The 18,952-nt window shown below is 56.1% G+C and carries 12 protein-coding genes; 5 read left to right on the forward strand and 7 right to left on the reverse strand.

The features are described 5' to 3' along the window. Positions 1-58 precede the first annotated feature (58 nt). The 3 genes from NXS13_RS03515 to NXS13_RS03525 all read right to left on the reverse strand — a co-directional run bounded on the left by NXS13_RS03515 (position 59) and on the right by NXS13_RS03525 (position 3,591). Entirely contained in the window at positions 59-1,303 is a 1,245-nt protein-coding gene (locus NXS13_RS03515) for an extracellular solute-binding protein (RefSeq protein WP_259077472.1), read from the reverse strand. A 319-nt stretch (positions 1,304-1,622) separates the two neighbouring features. Continuing rightward, a complete protein-coding gene (locus NXS13_RS03520; RefSeq protein ID WP_259077474.1) occupies positions 1,623-2,273 on the reverse strand; it encodes a TrkA family potassium uptake protein in 651 nt (216 codons plus the stop codon). Continuing rightward, entirely contained in the window at positions 2,266-3,591 is a 1,326-nt protein-coding gene (locus tag NXS13_RS03525; RefSeq protein WP_259289369.1) for a TrkH family potassium uptake protein, read from the reverse strand. The genes NXS13_RS03520 and NXS13_RS03525 overlap by 8 nt, the downstream gene beginning before the upstream one ends. A gap of 34 nt (positions 3,592-3,625) precedes the next feature. Between NXS13_RS03525 and NXS13_RS03530 the strand changes: the two genes are divergently transcribed. Continuing rightward, positions 3,626-5,143, forward strand: coding sequence for an alpha-amylase family glycosyl hydrolase (locus NXS13_RS03530; RefSeq protein ID WP_259289370.1), 1,518 nt, complete (start codon positions 3,626-3,628; stop codon positions 5,141-5,143). Positions 5,144-5,232: 89 nt separating this feature from the next. After that, entirely contained in the window at positions 5,233-6,372 is a 1,140-nt protein-coding gene (locus NXS13_RS03535) for an HNH endonuclease signature motif containing protein (RefSeq protein WP_259077480.1), read from the forward strand. A gap of 29 nt (positions 6,373-6,401) precedes the next feature. Here the strand turns inward: NXS13_RS03535 and pulA are convergent, their stop codons facing one another. The 3 genes from pulA to NXS13_RS03550 all read right to left on the reverse strand — a co-directional run bounded on the left by pulA (position 6,402) and on the right by NXS13_RS03550 (position 10,726). After that, positions 6,402-8,213, reverse strand: coding sequence for a type I pullulanase (gene pulA, locus NXS13_RS03540; RefSeq protein WP_259289371.1), 1,812 nt, complete (start codon positions 8,211-8,213; stop codon positions 6,402-6,404). A gap of 50 nt (positions 8,214-8,263) precedes the next feature. Beyond that, on the reverse strand, positions 8,264-9,544 hold the full coding sequence (locus tag NXS13_RS03545; protein ID WP_259077483.1) for a DUF4032 domain-containing protein: 1,281 nt from the start codon (positions 9,542-9,544) through the stop codon (positions 8,264-8,266). Positions 9,545-9,634: 90 nt separating this feature from the next. Next, a complete protein-coding gene (locus NXS13_RS03550) occupies positions 9,635-10,726 on the reverse strand; it encodes an ABC transporter ATP-binding protein (RefSeq protein ID WP_259077484.1) in 1,092 nt (363 codons plus the stop codon). Positions 10,727-11,002: 276 nt separating this feature from the next. Between NXS13_RS03550 and NXS13_RS03555 the strand changes: the two genes are divergently transcribed. The 3 genes from NXS13_RS03555 to NXS13_RS03565 all read left to right on the forward strand — a co-directional run bounded on the left by NXS13_RS03555 (position 11,003) and on the right by NXS13_RS03565 (position 14,801). Further along, positions 11,003-12,259, forward strand: a complete 1,257-nt coding sequence (locus NXS13_RS03555) for an ammonium transporter (RefSeq protein ID WP_259289372.1) — start codon at positions 11,003-11,005, stop codon at positions 12,257-12,259. A 168-nt stretch (positions 12,260-12,427) separates the two neighbouring features. Then, complete coding sequence (locus NXS13_RS03560) at positions 12,428-14,182, forward strand: ribonucleoside triphosphate reductase (RefSeq protein WP_259289373.1); 1,755 nt, start codon at positions 12,428-12,430, stop codon at positions 14,180-14,182. Further along, positions 14,148-14,801, forward strand: coding sequence for an anaerobic ribonucleoside-triphosphate reductase activating protein (locus NXS13_RS03565; RefSeq protein WP_259289374.1), 654 nt, complete (start codon positions 14,148-14,150; stop codon positions 14,799-14,801). The genes NXS13_RS03560 and NXS13_RS03565 overlap by 35 nt, the downstream gene beginning before the upstream one ends. Before the next feature lie 77 nt (positions 14,802-14,878). On the opposite strand, the gene NXS13_RS03570 is transcribed toward NXS13_RS03565, so the two are convergent. Next, positions 14,879-18,886: a DNA-directed RNA polymerase subunit beta' gene (locus tag NXS13_RS03570; protein ID WP_259157973.1), complete on the reverse strand. Its 4,008-nt coding sequence runs from the start codon at positions 18,884-18,886 to the stop codon at positions 14,879-14,881. Positions 18,887-18,952 lie beyond the last annotated feature (66 nt).

The following is an 18,952-nucleotide window of genomic DNA, read 5'->3' on the forward strand; positions in this document are numbered from 1 at the left end:
CAGGGCTTGTTATCAAGTAGCTATCGAACTACTTGGAAGCTAGGAAAAACGTGCAGCCTTATTTGTAGGCGCTGAACCAGGCTTCGGTCTTCTCAGCTGCATTAGCCTCGGTGACCTCACCGTTAGCAAGAGCCTTGCCGAAGTTATCAGCGGGCTCCCAGAAATCGCTCATCTCTTTGAAGGTAGGCTGCAGCACGGAGGCATTAGCAACGGTCTCGAAGAGAGCGACGGCCACTGGATCCTGAGAAATCTCGGGGTCATCAACGAGGGTCTTATCAGCAGGGATCACACCGTTGAGCTGGTAGTGAGCCTTCTGAGACTCGCTGGAGGCGAGGAACTGAGCGAATTTAGCAGCTTCAACCTGGTTCTTAGAGGTTGGGTTATAACCCACAGCCTTAGAACCGGAGAAGGCCTTGATCTGCACATCTGCACCGTTGAGCTTGTAGGTTGGCAGAGCAGCGACAGCGTAGTCATCGCCTAGAGCCTCTTCAGCGGCCTGCGCATCCCAGGCGCCGGAGAAGACCACGTCGACGGAGCCGTTTGCGAGTCCGCCCATGCCGGCGCCATCAGCGTCGTTAATGAAGTTCGGGTTCTTGGCAACGCCTGCGAGGTACTCGGTAACGGCGGCTGCGTTATCGCCGGCCTTAATGCCGTCAGCCTCATCCAGGCCGTCAGCACCAAAGAACGTGGTGCCAGCACCTGCATAGAAGCCTGAGAGGTACCACGAGTTAGAGATTGGGAAGGAAACCTTAGCCTTGTCCAACATGGTGTCGAAGCTCTTGACATCTTCGGTGCTCAGCTTGGACTTGTTGTAGTACATGAACCAGGTATTTGGCTCATAAGGCAGCCCGTAGAACTCTCCATCGCTACCCACGACGGAGTCAGCCAGGGACTTTTCAGCCTGCATATCGAGCTGTGCCTTGCCATCGTCGGACAGTGCGCCAATAGCATTAGCGGCCATCAGCGAGCCGAGCTGATCGTTGGCGAATACGTACACGTCAGCAGCAGCGGATGGGTCCTGGGTCACGGTGGTAGCAGCATCAGCCGAGGACACCACGGAGTTCTTCCAGGTGATATTCAGATCTGGATTAGCCTCTTCATAAGCCTTCTCCATGGACTGTAGCCAGGCATCGGAGTTGGTCTGATCTTCTTGGGAGGTCCATACGGTTAAGGTGATATCGCTGCCGGATGCGGAACCTGCGGCATCATTGGTCGAAGCGTCGTCATTAGAGCAAGCAACCAGGCTAGCGGAGCCCAAGGCCACAGCAATTACTGCTGCGAAGGCTTTGCGAGTGTTCAGCACTGTACAAACACCACTTTCTTGTAGAAGATTCTCTCCACTTTTGAACAAAAGGGAGAACTTTTAAGATATGTGCGATATGCAATGTTCTTTTTCCTACCAAAGGAAAAGGATCCTGCTAAAGCTCAATAATCATATCTAAACACAGCGCACCACCTGAACAAAGACGAAGAAGGCTGTTAGCAGAGCATGAAGGGGGCTTATGCTGTGAATTTAGAATCACGTCTGCTAAAAAAATGAAGATAATCACATTTTGACCCGCAGTTAGTCACAGTAAAGCCCCCTTCCGTCGCCCGAAAAAGCCCACGAAAGGGGGTAGAAATTAGGATGCTGCGAAGCTCTCTAAACTCCTCAGAGCACCAGCAACGATGATGATATCGCCCGACTCGATGCGCTGGCCGGGAACGGGGCGAGTGAACCTACCCCCCTGCTTACGCACGGCCACAATATCGACCCCCTGAGGAGTTTCCTCCACTCTTAAACCCAAGAAATTTACCGGCGGAGCCAATTTGATCATGGAAAAATCGTGATCGAATTCCACATACTCCTCCGCCGCTCCCCCAATCAGATGGGCAATCCTGCGGCCAGTATCGCGTTCGGGGCGAATGGTGTGGTGCACCCCAATCCGTTTGAGTATCTTCTCGTGAGCGTCTCCATCGGCCTTAGCCCACACATTTGGCGCCCCTAAATCTAAAATGGATTGCGCAGCAAGAACACTGGCCGCCAAATCGGATCCGATGGCAATCACGACCCGGCGCGCCTCCTGCACGCCCAATTGCTTAAGGGCCGCCTCATCGGTGCCCGAGCCCACCACGGCATGACTAAGTTTCTCGGTCGCCCGCGCCACCACCTCGCGGTTCATATCGAGGCCGAGCACTTCCACACCCTGCTTTTCCAATTCTTCAGACAATGCCATACCAAAGCGACCTAAACCAATAACCACCACGGATTGGCGCCGAAATAATTTAACCAATGAACGGCCTTTCTTCAGGGAAAGAATAATGTCGCTGCTGGTCGCGGGCTGCCAACGCCGCCACCACGGTAATCGGCCCAATCCGTCCAGCGTACATCAATATAATGAGCACAATCTGAGCGCCTTGGGGCAGGGCTGAGGTGATACCAGTAGACAGTCCTACCGTAGAAAAGGCACTAATGACCTCAAAGACCAATTGATCAGTGGCGAAGTCTGGTGCCAAGACTATTACGATCATAATGGAGGAAAAGACCAGAAATGCCGCTATGGTTACCACGGCCAACGCCTGCCGTAAGGTACGGTCAGGCAATTTGCGACCATAAATAGCCACCTCATCGTCGCCTTTGATCTCTGCGATCAACACAGCAACTAAGACTCCAACTGTGGTTATTTTCACCCCACCGGCGGTCCCCCCAGATCCGCCTCCAATGAGCATCAAAATATTGGTAGCCATGAGTTCATTGGGGTGAAACATCGATAGGTCGATGGAGTTAAACCCTGCCGTACGCGAGCTCACCGAGTGAAAGAAAGCGGAGAAGAGCTTATCCCCTGGGGATAGGTGCGCGAGCGCCCCATTCCACTCAAAGAAAGCCGTCACAATCATGCCAGCGGACAATAGGATGGCCGTGCCATAGAGGGTGAAAATCGTCGTCAAGCTCAGGTGTCCGCGCGTACGCACCCGCTTGGCTAACTCTAGGAGCGTCGGAAAACCCAGACCGCCTAAAATTATGGCTAGCGCGATTGGCCAGAGCATGACTTCGTCGCGGACATACGGCACGAGGTTATCGGAGGCGAGCCCGAAACCAGCGTTATTAAAGGCAGAAATGGCGTGGAAGCTCCCCTCCCAGATAGCGGCCGGAACACCGAGGCCATAGTGGTGATAAAAACGCAAGCTGAGACTCATTGCCACCACTATTTCTACGACGAGCGTAAATCCTATCGTGGCTGCGAGGAGTCCCTTGACTTCACCAAGATGCAATCCCCGGCCCTCTGCGGATGCATTAAGTCTGGAGCGAACCCCCATTCTGCCGGCTATTGCCCACGAGGCTAGGGTTGCCAAGGTCATAATTCCCAGTCCGCCGAGCTGCACGAGGCCGATAATGATAAGTTGACCCAGATGCGTCCAATAAGTGGCAGTATCAACCACCACGAGACCGGTGAGACAGACCGCGGAGGTGGCGGTAAACAAAGAAACTAGGATGCTCGACTCCTCGGTGGCATGCGAGAACGGCATGCTTAGAAGCACCGTACCCAGCACAATGAGGCCCAGAAAAGACTCTGCCACCAAGCGGGCCGGCGACCGTCGAAAACGCCTCATGAATCACATCCTAGTCACTACTAACATGGTATTTATGGAAACGCACAGCGGAAAAAGCTGGCTGGAAAAAGCCACATTTTATCAAATCTATCCCCAATCCTTTGCAGACTCCAATGGTGACGGCATCGGAGACCTGCGCGGCATCATCGACAGGATCCCCTATTTACAACAGCTTGGCATCTCCGCCATTTGGCTCAACCCCATCTTCGACTCCCCCTTCAAGGATGCCGGCTACGATGTGCGCGATTACTACCAGATAGCGCCTCGCTACGGCACCACCAACGATCTCAGCGCGCTTATCGACGCTCTCCACGCCGCAGGTATCCGCCTCCTGCTCGATCTTGTACCCGGCCACACCAGCGATGAACACCCCTGGTTTATCCAATCCTCCTCCCCTGATAAGACCCCTGAGGATGACCGCTATATCTGGACGAACTCATGGTTTGGCGACGCCGATTCTTTGCCTTTCGTCGCCGGAGTAGCTCCGCGCAACGGTTGCTATGTGCTCAACTTCTTCCACTCCCAACCGGCTCTGAACTACGGCTTCGCCACACCGAAGACCCCGTGGCAGCAGCCTACATCCTCTCAGGGGGCGCAGCGCAACCGCGAAGAGATGGCGAAAGTAATCACATTCTGGCTCGATAAGGGTGTTGATGGATTCCGTGTCGATATGGCTGATTCCTTGGTCAAACACGATCCAGATAAGAGCGCAACCATAAGGGCGTGGCAGGAGATCTTCACAAACGTCAAGAAAACGCACCCCGATGCGATCTTTGTTGCCGAGTGGGGAAACCCCAGCCAGTCCCTGGAAGCCGGGTTCGATATGGATTTCTACCTCGATTGGCCGGGGAACGGCTATAACCTACTGGTTCGTGCCGATAACGCTTTCTTCTCGGCCGTGAGCTCGAGAGCAGCCAGCGACTTCATCGACCAGTACCTCCCGCACTACCGTGCCAGCGTCGGCGCGGGCCATTTCAGCCTGATTACGGGCAACCATGACAATCCACGTATCTCCCACTACCTCACCGACGCTGAGTTGCGGCTCTATTTCACTTTCCTGCTCACCATGCCAGGTATTCCGTTTATCTACTACGGCGATGAAATCGCCATGGACTATCAAGATCTTCCTACCCATGAGGGCGGCTATACCCGCACCGGCGCGCGCACCCCTATGCAGTGGTCAACGAAGCCACAAGCGGGATTTAGCACGAACCCAAATACTTACCTGCCCACTTTCGCTAATCAGGGCCCTGAGAAGACGGTGGAGCGACACGAGCAGAATCCCCAATCGCTGCTGCACGTGGTGCGCACCCTGATTAAATTGCGCCGCGATACCCCGGACCTCCACGCCTCAGGGGGTTTAGAATTCCTCTCCGATATCTCCTCCGATCGGGTGCTACGCTATCGCCGCTCATCGGTAGTGGTCACCATCAATATGTCTACTGAGCCAATAGAGATCCGCGATGAAGGCGAGATTCTCTTTGCTCTCAACGCTGACCTAAATTCGGGTAAGTGGTTGCCACCTGCGAGTGCGGTGATCGTCGGCCAGTAAAAACACAGCGTAGTGGGGCGGGAAAAGGTTATCCACAGGGGTCTAAAGCTCGCCGCGCGATAACAGCCGGCTCAGGTTAGGCTGAGGGCATGAGCTACCGCACATGGATCACCGCACAGCGCTCCGGCGCCGCGATGTTGAACCATGTGCGCACGCACTCCATCACACCCGAGGAGCTTGAAGCGGGTGCGGGGATCGATTTAAGCCGCGCAAAACACCTCCATTGGTTGGCACGGCAATTCGATCGTAAGCACTTAGCGCTCGCCGCTCGCTTGGAGCTGAGCGTCGATCAGGTTGATGTGATCAATAAATATATAAAGAAGATCTCAGCATCTATCGATACTCACGTTTTACGCGAGGAATTCATCCGCCGAGCACCCTCCATGCTGCTTCGCGATTTGCGAACTTTCATGACCCGGCGGGTGCGCGAAGAAAACGCCGGGATGGAGAAACCGATGCCGCAGGCACGCTTTTCCATGGGTACCGTCCCCGACGCCCACGGGCGAATCCACTTCTCTGGGTGGTTAAGTGAAGATCGCGCTCACATGCTGCGGGTCAGGCTCGCCGCCGATGCCCGCGCCCTACGCGCCGCACACGAATCACTGACGCTTCTCGACGCCATCGGCCAAGCCGCCATCAACCGCCTTATCACGGGATCACCGGAGAAAAAGCCCATCCACGAGCCCTGTTTTATTCTTCCGCTCGAGGCTGGAACCAGGTATTTTTCCGATGGGCGCATCGCTACCAGTGATGGCGCGACAATTAACCTCAGCCAGTTCATCAACGAGAAGATCGGCACATTCGGCTACGTTATCTGCTGGGGGCTGGATGCCGAAGGTCGCCCAGCACCTGTCAGCTCTGCTCGAATTCAGCGCACCATACAGGGCCGCTACTTTAATCCTTATCAAAAATATATTGCCGCGATTGAGCATCTAAGCTGCGTGCATCCGCGTTGCGATATCGCAGCGATCAGCTGCGATGGACACCATATCGAGGCCCATTGCCGCGGGGGACCGACCACCTACGACAATTTAGCGCCCCTGTGTCGGGTGCATAATCGTCTTAATTGCGACGTGCCAGGGATCAGTTCGAGGCACGGGCGAATCGAGAAAGATCCCAAAACTGGGGTTCCCGGGCTGCGCCGTTCTAAACGCGGAAAGCTCGAATTTCGGACGCACCCCAAAAGCGTCTCCCAGTGGGCACTCGAGTACTACGGAAAGCAATCCTAGAAAGGCCGCTACGCATATCGCTTAGTGGCCTACTCGACACACTCCAAAACCGTTCCACTCAGGGGGCCCACCACATATTCATGGCTTAGGTTTATAGGAGCGGGGTTGTGGAATACCACACCTTGGTTGATATGCACTCGGTAAGCTCCTGAGGTAACAGGGTGTAGCCAGTGCCTATTTTCCCCATTTAGCATAACAATCGCGTGCCGGCCAGGGCCGAAGGCATCGTTAACCCGATAGCTTAGGCGCCGCCCCTCAGCGCTCATGAGCTCCATGAGATACTGCGGATCGTAGGTCCACGAGTACTTTTTACGAAAAGTATTTAGGTGGCGAACAAAACCCGCTTCCTTGGCGAAAAGCTGGGCACGGTCGTAGTCAAATTCGTTGACGGAATCAGGGCTCTTATAGGAATTTTCATCTCCACCCTTGGTACGTAGAAATTCCTGACCTGCGTGAAGGAAGACCATGCCACGCGCTAGGTATTGGGTGAGGGTGGCTAGAGTGTGGCGTTGAGCGATCTCCTCCTCAGGGGCCTGTTCCAAACCGGTGGTACCACGTAGTTTGTCGTACATTGTCCAATTATCATGGGCCTCGTTGTAGACCACTGAGTGACTGGGATCCAAGGGATTGAGGGCGTCAAATAACTTGCGGGCATCATCCCCGCTAGCCCCTGAGATGAAGCCACTGCCAGTGCGGATGAAGTTACTCCCCTTCACCACATCGCGATAGAAATCATTGAACATACCCACACCTGGCATGAGGGCAGCATTGCCCTGATGAGCGCCACGTACCCCCTGAGAGTGGTTGCCCATCTCCCAGCCTTCTCCGATGATAATGATGCCTTCATCCACCGTATCGAGCGCCCGGCGCACGGCGTTCATGGTGTCTACGTCGTGAATGCCCATCAAATCAAAGCGGAATCCGTCGAGGCCAAAGGTGCGGGCCCAGTAGAGAACAGAATCGACGATATATTTACGCATCATCGACCGCTCGGATGCTGTTTCATTGCCACAGCCGGTGGCATTGCAGAATGCGCCTTCACTGGTGGTGCGGAAATAATAGCCTGGAACGGTGAGTTCGAAGGGGTGCCTTTCGGCCTCGTAAACGTGGTTGTAGACCACATCCATGATTACCCGCAGCCCGCGCGCGTGCAGGGCGTCGATGAGTTTTTTCAGCTCGGTCAGCCTCAGCAGTGGGTCGCCGGGGATGGTGGCGTAGGAGCCTTCCGGGGCATTGTAGTTCTCTGGATCATATCCCCAGTTGTACTGGGCGTTGTAGCTGAGATCGCCGGCTTCGTCGACGCTGCCGAAGTCGAAGATGGGCAGTAGTTGGATATGGGTGACTCCGAGGGAGCTGAGGTAGTCGAGCCCTGAGAGGTTGCCCCGTGTGGTGCGGGTGCCAGCTTCGCTGAGGCCTAGGAATGCGCCTTTATGGGTGATTCCATTGTTCGGCCCGATGGTGAGGTCGCGGATATGAGCCTCGTAGATGATCGCGGTGCGCGGATCTGTGAAGCTGTCGAGTCGTTGAGCTGGTCCGAGTAGCGTGTCGACGTCCACAACAACGCCCCGCTTACCGTTGATGGTCACGCTGCGGGCATAGGGGTCCACGCTCGTCGTAGTTGTGCCATTTGGAAAGCTGAGGCCGAAATGGTACTCGGCTCCGTGGAAGTCACCGTGACATATAGTTTCCCACTCCCCGTGATCCCCTTGGGTCATGGGGTAGGCCTCGGAGCGAAGATAGAGGGTAACCGTAGCGGCAGTTGGTGCCCAGAGCCTAAAGGTGGTGGCTGAAGGGGTATACAGGGCGCCAAGTTGTCCGTCGTAGTGGGGGTACTGTCTCACCAATTTCTCCTTGTATTGTTCCTGGATCACTATAACAATTTGCTTCGTGGCTAGCTATCGGAGTCGAGGTGAGTGATATCCATACTGGCTTTCTGCGGTAAATCGATCAGCATCTTCTCATCACGGTGGCCTGGTAGCACCTTGTCGTAGTAGGAGTGAGCGGCCTCGTCCATGGGGATAAAGCGCGCTTGTTCCTGGCTTAAGAAGTAGCGGTGATCGAGGATTTCATGGAAAATCTGTGCCGGCTCGAGCTTATCGGTGAGCTCAGGGGGCATAGCGTGAATGGTGGGCAAATATTCTTCGCTGTACCATGAGCGCGCCGCTTGTTCGATGGGTTGCCCGGGCGCGTAACGACGAATCTCAGAGAGCAATCGGCGAGCCTGCTGCTCTTCAACCTCAAGACCCAAAAGGCTGATGAGTTGGTTGGAGTGGTGGCCGGCGTCCACGCTTTTCGGCCGTGCTGTGATCGTGCCACTCGACCCGGAGATTTGAAATTCTTCGATATCGAAGCCCATTTCGGCGAGTTTTTCTACACGTTCTTTTACGCGCCAGTACTCGCTGGCGGGTACTTCGATTTCCTCGGTGAGTTGGGACCAGAGATCGAGGTAATAGGTTTCGATGGAATTACCCAGGGCGATGGGGTCGATTTGCTCGTCGAGCGTACCCCCTGAGGCGAGGTCCATGAGTTCGCCGATCACATTCACCCGGGCCACCTCGAGATCATGCAGGCGGCGGTTGGTTGACAGTTTGGGCTGGAATTCTCCCGTTTCGGCGTCGACCAGGTAGGCGGAGAAGGTCTCTGCATCGCGCCTAAATAGGGTATTCGACAAAGACACATCGCCCCAGTAGAAATTCAACAGGTGTAGGCGTACCAAAAGGATTGCGAGGGCGCGGATGAGCTTATCGGCCACCGCGGGCTCGAGGGTTTGGGAGAAGATTTCGCGGTACGGGAGAGAAAAGCGGAGGTGTTCTGTGACCAAGGCTGCGGTGAGTTTCTCGCCGTTTTCATCACGTCGCCCTGTGATGACGGCGATGGGGGTGACTGCGGGCGCTTTGACGCGGCGCAATTCGCGCAGCATGGCGTATTCGTGGTGCGCGGTGCGGCGTCCGATTTCTTTAATGGCGGCGATGATACCCCCTGAGAGGGCTTGGGTGGCGTAATCGGTTCCAGTGGCGTCGCCGAGGTGAACGAAGCGTACCACGTGGCGGGAAATGCCGCGGGGTAGGGTCACGACAACGTCGTCGCCCCATTCTTCGAGCGGGGTGCTCCAGGGCAGGGGCAAGAGGCTCGCGGAGTAGGCGGAGCCGTCGATGTGCATATGGCTGGTCATATCCGGATTCTTCCTGTGTATAACAGTGATAGCGCCCGCACCCCCCACCAGGCGTGGGGAGTACGGGCTAAAGGTGAGGGTCTGTCTAGGTTACGCGGGCAGGCGAGTGCCTGTCGACGCGGAGAAATTGTGCTGTCCCTCAGGGGTCACGCGCACGTGAATGGTGGTGCCGCGTGGAGGTGCGATATTAGGAGCTGCGCGGATAACGAGCTGCTTATTGTCGGTGCCCTCGATATGACCGTAAAGGAAGGAATCGGATCCTAGTTCCTCAACGAAGTCGAGGGTGACTGGGATGGTGTCGCCGGAGGCGTCGACAAGCTCGAGGGCCTCGGGGCGGAAGCCAATGGTGATACGACCCTGGTCCTCAGGGGTGATGGCGGCGCGGGTGATATCGGTAATTGGGATACGTGCATTGCCGATGGTGGCCACGTTGCCCTCGAGGGAGCAATCGAGAATATTCATCGCTGGGGATCCAATGAAGCCGGCGACGAAGACATTTGCTGGGGTGTCGTAGAGTTCGCGGGGGCTGCCGACCTGCTGGAGGAAGCCGCCGTTGAGAACGGCAATGCGGTCACCCATGGTGAGGGCCTCGGTCTGGTCGTGGGTGACGTATAGCGTGGTCACACCAAGTTTGCGCTGCAGGGAGGCAATCTGGGTACGGGTTTGCACACGCAGTTTGGCGTCGAGGTTCGACAGTGGCTCGTCCATGAGGAAGACCTGGGGCTTACGCACAATGGCGCGTCCCATGGCCACACGCTGACGCTGACCACCGGAGAGGGCCTTTGGCTTGCGGTCGAGGTATTCGGTGAGGTCGAGGGTGGCGGCGGCTTCGTTGACGCGCTGATCAATTTCGGCTTTGTCCATGCCCGCGATCTTGAGGGCGAAGCCCATATTTTCACGCACGGTCATATGTGGGTAGAGGGCGTAGTTCTGGAAGACCATGGCGATATCGCGCTCTTTGGGGGCGGCGGTGGTCACGTCGCGGTCGCCAATGAGGATGCGGCCGTCGGTGACATCTTCGAGGCCGGCAAGCATGCGCAGGGTGGTGGATTTACCGCAACCGGAGGGGCCGACGAGGACGAGGAATTCGCCGTCGGCGATTTCGAGGTCGAATTTATTAACGGTTGGCGCTTTCGCGCCTGGATAGACCAGGGTGGCCTTATCGAAGGTTACTGATGCCATGGGTGGCGTCCTTTCATCGGCAGGTACGTGCCGAACGATCCGAGTGAAAAAAGCTTCCAGCTACGCCGCTCATGCCTGCTTATCAGGCCGGCGCGCTATAGTCCAATCTATCTATTTAACCCACGCCACTCAAATATTGGGAGAGTTATCTTCGTCTCCTGCAGATCTGCTGATACCTGTGTGGGTTTTGACTTATCCCCGCTAGTTTTCTATAGTTCTATAGATAAAATTCTATTGACCTATAGAATTTCTCCACTAGCTGATCAAGGACCCCTTATGGATTCAACAGCAACAGGGGCATGGCTTTTGGTCTCCTCCTCCCTCGTCCTCCTTATGACCCCCGCCCTCGCCCTCTTCTACGGCGGCATGTCCCGCGGCAAAGCGGTCCTTAATATGCTGATGATGTGCTTCGCAGCTCTTGCCATCGTGCCCATCATTCACGTCCTCTACGGCTTCAGCATGGCCTACGGCGAAATCTCCATCCTCGGGTTTGTGGCCAATCCCTTCCACCCCGTGGATTATCTCAGCAGCGTTCATACCCCCACAGCCGAGGGCTACCCCATCATTTTTGATGTCATCTTCCAGCTCACCTTCGCCGTCATTGCCTGCGCAATTATCGCCGGCTCTATCGCCGAGCGCACCCGTTTTCCCGCCTGGCTTGCCTTCATCCCCCTCTGGGTCACAGCGGTCTACTATCCTCTCGCCCATATGGTCTGGGGTCACGGATTTTTGAGCCACTCCACCCACAGTCTCTCCGCATTCCTTTTTGGCACCCACAACGGTGAGGCGATCATCCAGCCCATCGACTTCGCTGGAGGCACGGTCGTCCATATCTCCGCTGGCACCGCAGCGCTCGTCTTGGCCTTACTCATTGGCCCGAGACGCAGCTTCACCAAGCTCACTCACCGCCCCCATAACCTCCCCATGGTCATGTTAGGTACCGGTCTTTTGTGGTTCGGGTGGTGTGGATTTAATGCCGGCTCCGCGCTATCTGCCTCAGGACTGGCCGCCCTCGCATGGCTTAATACCACCGTGGCCGCAGCCGCTGGAGGCCTCGGCTGGCTTGCGATCGAGCGCTTCCGCGACGGTTATGCCACCACCTTAGGCATGGCATCGGGCCTTGTTGCGGGACTCGTCGCCATTACTCCCGCGGCAGGCGCCTTAACCCCTCTGACCTCAATCTTCTTAGGTCTGAGCGCGGGAGTGTTGTCCTCGAGCGTGATCCGCATGAAATACCGTTTGCGTATCGACGATTCCCTCGATGTTGTCGCAGTCCACCTCGTTGCTGGCCTCTGGGGCACGATAGCCGTGGGATTCTTAAGCGCCGATCGCTCCATTGAGCTGGTGATTATTCAGATTCTTGTGGCACTTTTCGCCATGGTTTACGCAGGCGTATGGACACTCATTATTGGTTTGGGCATCAAGCACACCATTGGCTTACGCCTGGACCCGGAGACCGAACACAGTGGCGCGGATACGGTCCACGGAGAATCCGCTTACGATGATGGAGGCGCGAGATTCGCCCATTATTAAGATAATTACATAAATGTAATTAATCCCACTAATCCTATATCTAGGGGGCACACTCCTCGTGAAACCCCGAAAGCCAAGGGGTCAAACCACAATATGTAGGGATTGCAAAGCGACACGCTCCCATATATGGTGGCGTAGCGGGTCGGCAGTGGGCTACATTCTGAAACCATGCTCACTGAATACCTCAACCGCACCGACTGGCGCGTCAACGCCAACGCCAACCAGGACTACTCCCTCGGCGGCATGATCCTCAATACCGCCGGCAAAACTGTAGCCAATTATTGGCTCGACGATATCTTCTCCCCCGCCGCTGCCACCGCGCACCGCGAAGGCGCCATTCATATCCACGATCTCGATATGCTCTCTGGTTACTGCGCTGGATGGTCACTGCGCAACCTGCTAGCTGAGGGTTTTGGTGGGGTTACCGGTGCTATTGCTTCGCGCCCTCCTAAGCACCTATCCGCAGCGCTCGGCCAAGTGGTGAATTTCCTTGGTACCTTGCAAAATGAATGGGCTGGCGCCCAAGCCTTCTCATCTTTTGATACCTATATGGCTCCGTATATCCGCCGCGATAACCTCAGCTATGACCAGGTTGAACAGCTCATGCAGGAATTCATCTTCAACCTCAACGTCCCCTCCCGCTGGGGCACCCAAACTCCATTTACTAATCTCACCTTCGACCTCACCTGCCCTCATGACCTCAAGGATCAGGTGCCCTTTATCGGCGGCGAGCCGTGTGAGTTCACCTATGGTGATCTCGACGCCGAGCGCGATATGATCAACCGTGCTTTTATTGCGGTGATGACCGAAGGCGACGCTGACGGGCGGCCTTTTACCTTCCCCATACCCACCTATAATATTGCGGAAGATTTCGACTGGGAAGCACCGCTGACCAAGGAATTATTCACCATGACGGCCCGGTATGGGCTGCCCTATTTCCAAAATTTCATCAATTCCGATCTCAACCCCGGCGATATTCGCTCCATGTGCTGCCGCCTCCAACTGGATCTGCGCGAGCTTCTCAAACGCGGCAACGGTCTCTTCGGTTCCGCCGAACTCACCGGCTCCATCGGCGTGGTTACCCTCAACTGCGCCCGCTTGGGATATCTCTTTAAAGGACAGCGCCACGAGCTCTTTGATGCCCTCGATGCCCTCATTGATCTCAGCGTAGACACCCTGGAAAAGCGTCGCGCATTTGTCGCCAAGATGCTAGATGCTGGGCTTTACCCCTATACCAAGCGCTGGCTGCCCAGCTTGGATAATCACTTCACCACCATTGGCGTGAACGGGCTCAATGAGCTGGTGCGCAATTATAGTGACGATATCCTCGATATCACCGACCCTGAGGGCAAGCAGTTCGTCATCGAGATCTTAGACCATATCAACGGCCGGCTTACCCAAGCCCAGGAAGACACTGGCCACCTCTATAATCTCGAGGCCACCCCTGCTGAGGGTGCCACCTACCGACTAGCCAAGGAAGATATCAAGCGCTATCCCGATATCCTCCACGCCGGCAGCGCCGAGGAGCCTTATTACACCAATTCCTCGCAGCTACCAGTGGCACATACTCCTGACCCCTTCATCGCCCTCGAGCACCAAGATGAGCTCCAAACGCGGTATACCGGTGGTACAGTTTTGCACCTGTATATGGGGGCCGCGATGAGCGACGGCGAGGCCTGCGCCAAGATGGTCAGGCGCGCACTGGAGAACTACCGACTCCCCTATATCACGGTCACCCCAACCTTTAGTATCTGCCCGGATCACGGCTATATCTCGGGCGAGCACCCACACTGCCCGCGGTGTGAGAAGGACACCGAGATGTGGACGCGCGTTATGGGTTATTTCCGCCCCATGGCCAGCTTCAATATTGGTAAGAAGGGCGAGTTCCATGAGCGCCAGTACTTTAACGAAGCCCTCGTCTAAAAGCCTTCCGGTGGCGGGAATTATCCCGTTTTCCGCCACCGATTGGCCCGGAAATATCACGCTCACCGTGTTCACCCAAGGGTGTCCACTACGCTGCGTCTACTGCCATAACCCTAATCTGCAGCCGCTGACACGTGGCGCACTAAGTTTCGATACCGCCCTCGACCAGGCAGCCACTCGCCGCGCCTTACTCGACGGTATCGTGATTTCCGGCGGAGAGCCCACCTTATCCTCAGGCCTGGGCCCAGCCATCGCGAAAGCCCACCAGGAGGGTTTTGCCGTGGGGCTGCATACCTGTGGCTACTCCCCCGCCGCTATTAGGCGCCTTCTGCAATCCCCGGATTCCACTCCAGATTGGGTGGGATTGGATATTAAAGCGCTGCCCGATGATATGGAATATGTCATCCAACGCCCCGCCCATATTGGCAATCGATGCTGGGAGAGTATGCACTTATTCGACGAGGCCGGCGTGGATATGCAGGTACGCACCACCATCTTCGCCGATAGCCCACTCGAGCACCACCTTAGTACCCTCGCAGAAAAGGTCGAGGGTTATGGCCACGAGTTGGTGATCCAGCATGCTCGCGCCGCCGACGGCTCACCGTTTGTTCTTCACTAAGAATCTTTCGCCTACAGCGCAAAAAAGCACTGCTCCCTCCTTACAGAGAAAGCAGTGCTTTTTTAGCGGTAAATTACCTACATATCGAAGGCTTCATCGAGGGGCACCGATGCTCCGGTGAAATCACCGTAGGAGTCGTCACCGTAGATCGAATCACCATAGGTAGGAATCGAGTACGCCGCATTGCGGGCAGCCTCAGTGGGCTTGACCGCAATATTGCGGTAGCGCGAAATACCCGTACCAGCAGGGATCAGCTTACCGATGATCACGTTCTCCTTGAGACCAATGAGCTTATCGGAACGCTTATTAATAGCGGCGTCCGTGAGCACACGGGTGGTCTCCTGGAAGGACGCAGCCGATAGCCACGACTCGGTAGCCAAGGAAGCCTTGGTAATACCCATGATCTCGCTGCGCAGCTCAGCTGGTTGGCCACCAACGGCCAATGCCTCAGCATTTGCGGCCTTAGCCTCAGCCAAATCAACCAAGGTACCTGGCAGGAATTCGGTGGAACCGGATTCAATGACGGTACCGCGACGCAGCATCTGGCGGATAATGATCTCGATATGCTTATCGTGGATCGCCACACCCTGAGCGCGGTAAACGGCCTGGACCTCGTCGACGAGGTGCTGTTCCACTCCGCGGCGGCCGAGGATCTCGAGCACATCGTGCGGATCGGCGGGGCCGCGCAGCAGGCGGTCGCCCACCTCAACGTGGTCGCCGTCGACAAGCGTGCGCTCGAGGAATGCACCTGGGTTGGAGCTCATAGGAGCCTTGGTATTAGCAAGACCCTGACGCTTCGAGAGCTTCTCGTAGACGATGTCATCGGAGCCATCATCAGGAGTGATGGTAAGCGTATAGAAATTACCCTCATCCTCGAGATGAATGGTGCCAGCAGCAGCGGCAATCGGTGCCCGGTTCTTTGGCACACGAGCCTCAAAGAGCTCCTGTACACGAGGCAGACCACCGGTAATATCGCCGCCGACGCCACCTTGGTGGAAGGTACGCATGGTCAGCTGGGTACCAGGCTCACCAATGGACTGGGCAGCCACAATACCAACGGCCTCGCCGATATCCACCTGCTTGCCAGATGCCATGGAGATGCCGTAGCACTTAGCGCATACACCTGTTGCCGTCTGGCAGGTGAGCACGGAGCGTACCTTAATCTCTTCGACACCAGCGAGCACCAGCTTGGATACCAGCGCATCGCTTAAGTACTCGCCAGCCTCAGCGAGAACCTCATCGTCCTTCTTCACCGCAGTTGCTAACGCGCGGCCCAGGACGGAGGTCTCTACCAAGCTATGGGCGCCATAACCAATAACGGTGCCCTCGGCGTCCTTTTGAGCCACGGCAACAGGAACCTTGATACCCAGGCGGGTCTCGCAGTCGTCCTCGCGCACAATAACATCCTGTGCAACGTCGACCAGACGACGGGTGAGGTAGCCGGAGTCAGCGGTACGCAAAGCGGTATCGGCAAGACCCTTACGAGAACCGTGGGAGTTGTTGAAGTACTCCAGCACGGACAGGCCTTCACGGAAGGAGGTCTTAATCGGGCGGGTGATATATTCACCGCGCGAGTTCACAACCATGCCCTTCATGCCGGCCAGCGTCCAAATCTGACGCATATTACCAGCAGCACCCGACTTCACGATCATTGGAATCGGGTTGTCATCAGGATAGAGATCCTCGACAGCCTTACCGATCTCATCGGTGGCATTCTTCCACAGCTCCACCAACCGGTCATAGCGCTCGCGCTCCGTCAGAGCACCTTGCTCCCAGTACTTGCGCTCGATCTTATGGGCTTCGGCCTCGTATTTATCGAGACGCTCATCCTTATCGTCGAGCACGAGCACGTCAGCCATGGAGATGGTGACACCGGAACGGGTAGCCCAGTAGAAGCCAGCATCCTTCATCTTGTCCATGGTTTGAGCCACGGTGATCATGGGGTACTTAGCGGCGAGATCATTAATCACATCACCGAGCATGATCTTGTCAGTGCCGCCACCCTTACGAACCATCACACCTTCAAGGTAGGGATAGTTCCAGGGCAAAAGCTCATTGAAGTAGATACGGCCCAAGGTGGTATCGGCGAGCCAGGTTTGGCCCTTCTCCCACCCGTCGGCGAACTGCTCTGCTTCAATATCTGCTGGCGGACGCAGGTGAGAGATGCGGACCTTAATCTTGGCCTGCATACCCAATTCCTTGCGGTCATAGGCCATAATGGCCTCGGCCACGCTCGAGTACACGCCCGTTGCCGGACCTTCGGCGGTTGCTGGCTTATAGGCGCCCTGGCCACCGAATTCTTCCTCCGTCTTGTCCATGGTGAGGTAGTAGAGACCTGTGACCATATCCAGACGTGGCATAGCCAGAGGCTTACCGGATGCTGGGGACAAAATATTATTAGAGGCGAGCATGAGCACGCGGGCTTCAGCCTGTGCCTCTGCCGATAGCGGCAGGTGCACAGCCATCTGGTCACCATCGAAGTCAGCGTTAAAAGCTTCACAGGCAAGAGGGTGGAGCTGAATAGCTTTACCCTCAATGAGCTTGGGCTCGAAAGCCTGAATACCCAATCGGTGCAGCGTCGGTGCGCGGTTGAGCATCACAGGGTGCTGCGCAATGGCTTCTTCCAGCACATCCCACACCTCTGGACGCTGGCGTTCCACCATGCGCTTGGCTGATTTAATATTCTGCGCATAATCGTGCTCCACCAGGCGCTTCATCACAAAAGGCTTGAAGAGCTCGAGAGCCATCAGCTTCGGCAGACCACACTCGTGCAGCTTCAACTGCGGACCAACAATAATCACGGAACGACCGGAGTAATCCACGCGCTTACCCAGCAAGTTCTGGCGGAAGCGACCTTGCTTACCCTTGAGCAGATCAGAAAGCGATTTCAGCGGACGGGTACCAGGACCAGTCACTGGGCGACCGCGACGACCATTGTCAAAGAGCGCATCCACGGACTCCTGCAACATACGCTTCTCGTTATTCACGATGATCTCAGGCGCACCCAGATCGATCATGCGCTTGAGGCGATTATTGCGGTTGATCACGCGGCGGTAGAGATCATTGAGATCGCTGGTAGCAAAGCGACCACCGTCGAGCTGCACCATGGGGCGCAACTCTGGGGGGATCACCGGAATGCAGTCGAGCACCATGCCCGCAGGATCATTGCCGGAGCGCTGGAAAGCCGCCACGACCTTCAAACGCTTGAGCGCGCGCATCTTCTTTTGGCCCTTGCCATTATTGATAATTTCGCGCAGCTTCTCGGCCTCGGCATCGAGGTCGAAATTGCGGATCAGGGTTTGGATTGCCTCTGCACCCATACCGCCGGTGAAATAATCCTCGTAGCGATCAACAAGCTCTTCGTAGATCTTGTCATCGATAATCATTTGCTTCGGGGCGAGCTTGACAAAGGTTTGCCAGATCTCGTCCAGGAAATCGATATCGCGCTGTGCTCGCTCGCGGATATGCTGCATTTCCTTTTCCGCCGCGTTTTGCACTTTCCGACGCGCATCTGCCTTAGCGCCAGCGGCCTCTAGTTCTGCGAGGTCCTCCTCGAGCTTCTGGGCGCGCTCGGAGATCTCCGACTCGGCTTCTGCCTCACGGTCTTTCTTCTCCAGCAGCATTTCAGCTTCCAGAGTGGACTGATCCGAATGGCGAGCCTCATCATCAACGCTGGTGATGATATTGGCGGCGAAGTAGATAATGCGCTCGAGATCCTTAGGTGCAAGATCTAGCAGGTAACCCAACCTAGAGGGCACACCCTTGAAATACCAAATGTGGGTGACGGGAGCAGCGAGCTCAATATGGCCCATGCGCTCACGGCGTACCTTGGATTTGGTCACTTCAACGCCGCAGCGTTCACAGATAATGCCCTTGTAGCGCACTCGCTTATATTTACCGCAGGCACATTCCCAGTCCCTGGTGGGGCCGAAGATGCGCTCGCAGAACAGGCCGTCCTTCTCGGGCTTGAGGGTACGGTAGTTGATGGTTTCGGGCTTCTTGACCTCACCTTTTGACCAGCGACGAATATCGTCGGCGGTGGCTAGGCCGATGCGGAGCTCCTCGAAGAAGTTGACGTCGTACACGTAACTCCCTTTCTTAAAAAGTTTTTTTCTTGTGGTGGTGATTCGGTCCGCCCGCCACCCCTACAC

It is taken from the genome of Corynebacterium sp. ES2730-CONJ (assembly GCF_024834055.1).
Taxonomy (GTDB): domain Bacteria; phylum Actinomycetota; class Actinomycetes; order Mycobacteriales; family Mycobacteriaceae; genus Corynebacterium.